Below are 3,349 nucleotides of genomic sequence, written 5' to 3'. Positions count from 1 at the left end.
GTGTGGATGATCTCATATCAGGATCATCGATTTCAAATATGATCGTCTGCCTCCCAACTCTTGCTCGCCGGGATCGCCCGGCCAAATCAGAGCGAGAATGGACGCAAGATGAACCACGACCAGAGCCGCCCGGCAGACGGGCTGACGGCGGCGGACCGGCACGCGGTCGAGACCTTGTACCGCGCCTTCGCCGATCATGACCCCGACCTGCTGGACGAGGCGGTCACTCCGGACTGGCTGGACATTCCGCCGGCGCCGGGCCAGGGGCCTGGGCCGGAGGGGCTGAAGCCGATGGTCCGCGCCTTCCTGCAGGCCTTTCCGGATCTCGACGTCACGATCGAGGACATCTTCGGTCATGACGGCCGGGTCGGGGTGCGGGCGCTGATCACCGGGACGCACCGCGGCGAATGGTTCGGCATCGCGCCGACCGGCCGGCCCGTGCGGCTGGCGCTGCACGAATTCCACCATCTCAGGAATGGCCGGATCAGCCACACATGGCATCTCGAAGACTGGTTCGGAATGCTGCATCAGGTCGGCGCCTGGCCGCCGGCCCCGGCCGCGGCGGAGTCGGGGCGATGAAGGCGGCCCGCATCCACGCCTATGGCGACCTCGACAGCGCTGTGATCGAGGAGGTGCCGGTGCCGGAGATCGGGCCGGACGAGGTGCTGATCCGGGTGGCGGCGGCCAGCGTCAATCCGCTGGACCTCAAGCTGATCGGCGGCGGGCTCGACGCCTATTTCCCACTGGCCTTCCCCTATGTGCTGGGCACCGACCTTGCGGGCACCGTGGAGCAGGCCGGGCCGCTGGCGGCGCGCTGGCGTCCGGGCGACCGGGTGATCGCCCGGCCGGATCCGGTGCGCGGCGGCGCCTTCGCCGAATTCGCCGTCGTGCCTGCGGCACGGATCGCGGCGGCCCCGGTGACCCTGGAGCTGACCGTGGCGGCCGGCCTGCCCACGACGGCGGGGACGGCCTGGCAGGCACTGTTCGAAACCGCCCATCTTAAGGCCGGCCAGACCGTGCTGATCCATGCCGGGGCCGGCGGCGTCGGCAGCGCCGCGGTGCAGCTGGCGCGGATTGCCGGCGCCAGGGTCGTCGCCACCGCATCCGCGGCCAATGCCGGCCTGCTGCGCCAGCTCGGCGCCGGCCAGGCCATCGATTACCGGAGCGAGGATTTTGCTGCGCTGGTCCGCGATGTCGATGTCGTGCTGGACACCATCGGCGGCGAAACCCAGCAACGCTCCTTCGCCGTGCTGCGGCCGGGCGGCGTGCTGGCCAGCATCGTCTCGCCGCCGGATGAGGCGCTGGCACAGGCGCATGGCGTCTCGGCCGCCTTTGTGTTCCACCACACCGATGCCACCCGCCTCGGCCTGATCGTCGGGCTGTGCGATGCGGGGTCGTTGACGGTGGTGGTGGATCGCGAGCTTCCCCTCGGCGAGCTGGCCACAGCGCTCGACCATGTCGCGTCGGGTCGTGCCCGGGGGAAGGTGCTGATCAGGCCCGCCTGATCAGGCGGGTAGCAGGCCGTGCATCGCCGCGGCGGTCTCGATCGCTGCGGCGACATCCTCGTCACCGTCTTCGTCCTCGACATGCCAGAGGGCGGAGAGGACGGCCTGGGCGAAGGCCCAGCGCAGGATGCGGTCTTCGGGCAGGTCCAGCGTTTCGGCGAAGATCCGCGCCCGACGGGCGATGGTGCGCGGGTCGTTGTAGAGGCCGCGGGCCTGGCCGGGGTTGCGCAGGCTGGCGCCGGTCTCATAGGCCAGCTCGCCGATCACGCCCTTTGGGTCGATCACCAGCCAGCCGCGGTCGCCGCCATCCAGCACATTCTCGTGGTGCAGATCGCCATGCAGCAGGAAGCGCCGGCCCTGGCTGGCGCACAGGTCCATGAATTCCGCCTCGGCGCGGTCGAGCAGCTCGGGCGGGATCTCGGCATGCGGTTCGCCGGCGCGATAGCGGGCGAAGGCGCGGCCCCAATCATCCACCGTCGGCCAGGGGCCGGGCGGCGGATCGTCCTGGTGCAGATCGGCGATCACGCCGCACAGGATGCGCACGGCCTCGTCGTCCCGGCCGGCCAGCACGGTCTCGGTCAGCTCCGTCCCCGGCAGGGCGCGCTCCAGCAACACGGCGTTCTGCTCATGGCCCAGCACGCGGACGGCGCTGCGGCCGCGGTAATGCGCCAGCATCGCCGGGGCCAGGCCCTCGTCGCTGCCGGGCTTCAGCACTTTCAGCACGGCGTGGTACAGGCCGCGGCGGACGAAGGCGACATGGGCGCCGGTGCGCTCGATCGCCTCGCCGTCGGCCTCCAAATCCCAGCGGTCGAGCCACAGCTCGACCGGTGTCATCGCATTGCTCACGGCGTCCAGGCCAGCATCGCCTCCAGCACCCGGCGCAGCACCGCCTGCAGCGGCTTGGCCCGCTCCGCCTGATAGGTGAAGGGCGGGTCTTCATCCATGTAGTGGCGCTCGGCCAGCTCCATCTGCAGGGCGTGGACGCCCTGCTGCGGCTGGCCGTAATGGCGGGTGATGTAGCCACCCTTGAACCGGCCGTCGATCACATGGGTGAAGCCCTCGGCCGTGCGGCAGATCTCCGCCACCCGGTCCTTCAGCCCCGGCGCCGCCGACGCGCCGGCGTTGCTGCCCAGGTTGAGGTCCGGCAGCAGCCCGTCGAACAGCCGCGGCACGCGCGACCGGATCGAATGCGCGTCGTACAGCAGGGCGTAGCCATGCTGCGCCTTGATGCGCTCCAGCTCCGCCGCCAGGGCGGCGTGATAGGGCTGCCACACCGTCTCGACCCGCCGGGCGATGTCGGCGGCAGCCGGCTCGGCCCCGGGCTGGTACAGCGGCCTGCCGTCGAAGTCGATGGTCGAGCACAGGCCGGTGGTGGCCTGGCCGGGATACAGGCTCTCGTCATCCGCCGGGCGGTTCAGGTCGACGACATAGCGCGACTGCTCCGCCTGGATGATGCTGACGCCGAGCCCTTCGGCGAAACCGTAGAGACGGTCGAGATGCCAGTCGGTGTCGCGCAGCAGCTGCCCTTCCGGCGTGAAGCGCTGCCGGATCGCATCCGGCACGCCGGTGCCGACATGCGGGATGCTCAGCAGCAGGGGGGCGGTGCCCCGATGCAGACGGAATGCGTCCATCACGCGGCGCCCTTCGCGGTGCTCGGCAGCAGCCCGGCGGCATCGGCCAGGAAGGTGCCGGCCTGGACCAGTTGCTTCGCCGCCTCGATGTCGGGGGCGAAGAAGCGGTCCTCGTCCCATTTCCGCACCTTGGCCCGGATCGCGGCGACCGCCGCCTCGATCCGTTCGGCGCTGCGCAGCGGGCGGTGGAAGTCGATGCCCTGCGCCGCAGCC

The 3,349-nt window shown here is 70.9% G+C and carries 4 protein-coding genes and 1 pseudogene; 2 read left to right on the top strand and 3 right to left on the bottom strand.

The window, feature by feature from the left end:
• The first annotated feature begins 108 nt into the window (after positions 1 to 108).
• Both AC3XYG_RS12265 and AC3XYG_RS12260 read left to right on the top strand, forming a co-directional pair.
• Positions 109 to 579 carry an ester cyclase gene (locus AC3XYG_RS12265; RefSeq protein ID WP_489140116.1) on the top strand — a complete coding sequence of 157 codons (471 nt, stop codon included), beginning with the start codon at positions 109 to 111 and terminating at the stop codon, positions 577 to 579.
• Positions 576 to 1,505 (top strand): NADP-dependent oxidoreductase, encoded by a 930-nt coding sequence (locus tag AC3XYG_RS12260; RefSeq protein WP_489140115.1) that lies wholly within the window; start codon positions 576 to 578, stop codon positions 1,503 to 1,505. The genes AC3XYG_RS12265 and AC3XYG_RS12260 overlap by 4 nt, the downstream gene beginning before the upstream one ends.
• On the opposite strand, the gene AC3XYG_RS12255 is transcribed toward AC3XYG_RS12260, so the two are convergent.
• From AC3XYG_RS12255 to AC3XYG_RS12245, 3 genes and pseudogenes are all read right to left on the bottom strand, one after another.
• Complete coding sequence (locus AC3XYG_RS12255) at positions 1,506 to 2,339, bottom strand: aminoglycoside phosphotransferase family protein (RefSeq protein ID WP_489140114.1); 834 nt, start codon at positions 2,337 to 2,339, stop codon at positions 1,506 to 1,508.
• 8 nt (positions 2,340 to 2,347) lie between these two features.
• Positions 2,348 to 3,136: an N-formylglutamate deformylase gene (gene hutG / locus AC3XYG_RS12250; RefSeq protein WP_489140113.1), complete on the bottom strand. Its 789-nt coding sequence runs from the start codon at positions 3,134 to 3,136 to the stop codon at positions 2,348 to 2,350.
• Positions 3,136 to 3,349, bottom strand: a pseudogene (locus tag AC3XYG_RS12245) (histidine ammonia-lyase); the annotation flags it as partial. The pseudogene AC3XYG_RS12245 and the gene hutG, both read right to left, overlap by 1 nt.

Source organism: Inquilinus sp., assembly GCF_057815775.1.
Note: the sequence above shows the minus strand (reverse complement) of the source record. Positions and strands in the feature narration are given on the sequence as shown.

Excerpts from the sequence above, each read along its gene's own strand:
- AC3XYG_RS12265 (WP_489140116.1), top strand. The coding sequence starts at position 109 with ATGAACCACGACCAGAGCCGCCCGGCAGACGGGCTGACGGCGGCGGAC.
- AC3XYG_RS12260 (WP_489140115.1), top strand. The coding sequence starts at position 576 with ATGAAGGCGGCCCGCATCCACGCCTATGGCGACCTCGACAGCGCTGTG.
- AC3XYG_RS12255 (WP_489140114.1), bottom strand. The coding sequence starts at position 2,339 with ATGACACCGGTCGAGCTGTGGCTCGACCGCTGGGATTTGGAGGCCGAC.
- hutG (WP_489140113.1), bottom strand. The coding sequence starts at position 3,136 with ATGGACGCATTCCGTCTGCATCGGGGCACCGCCCCCCTGCTGCTGAGC.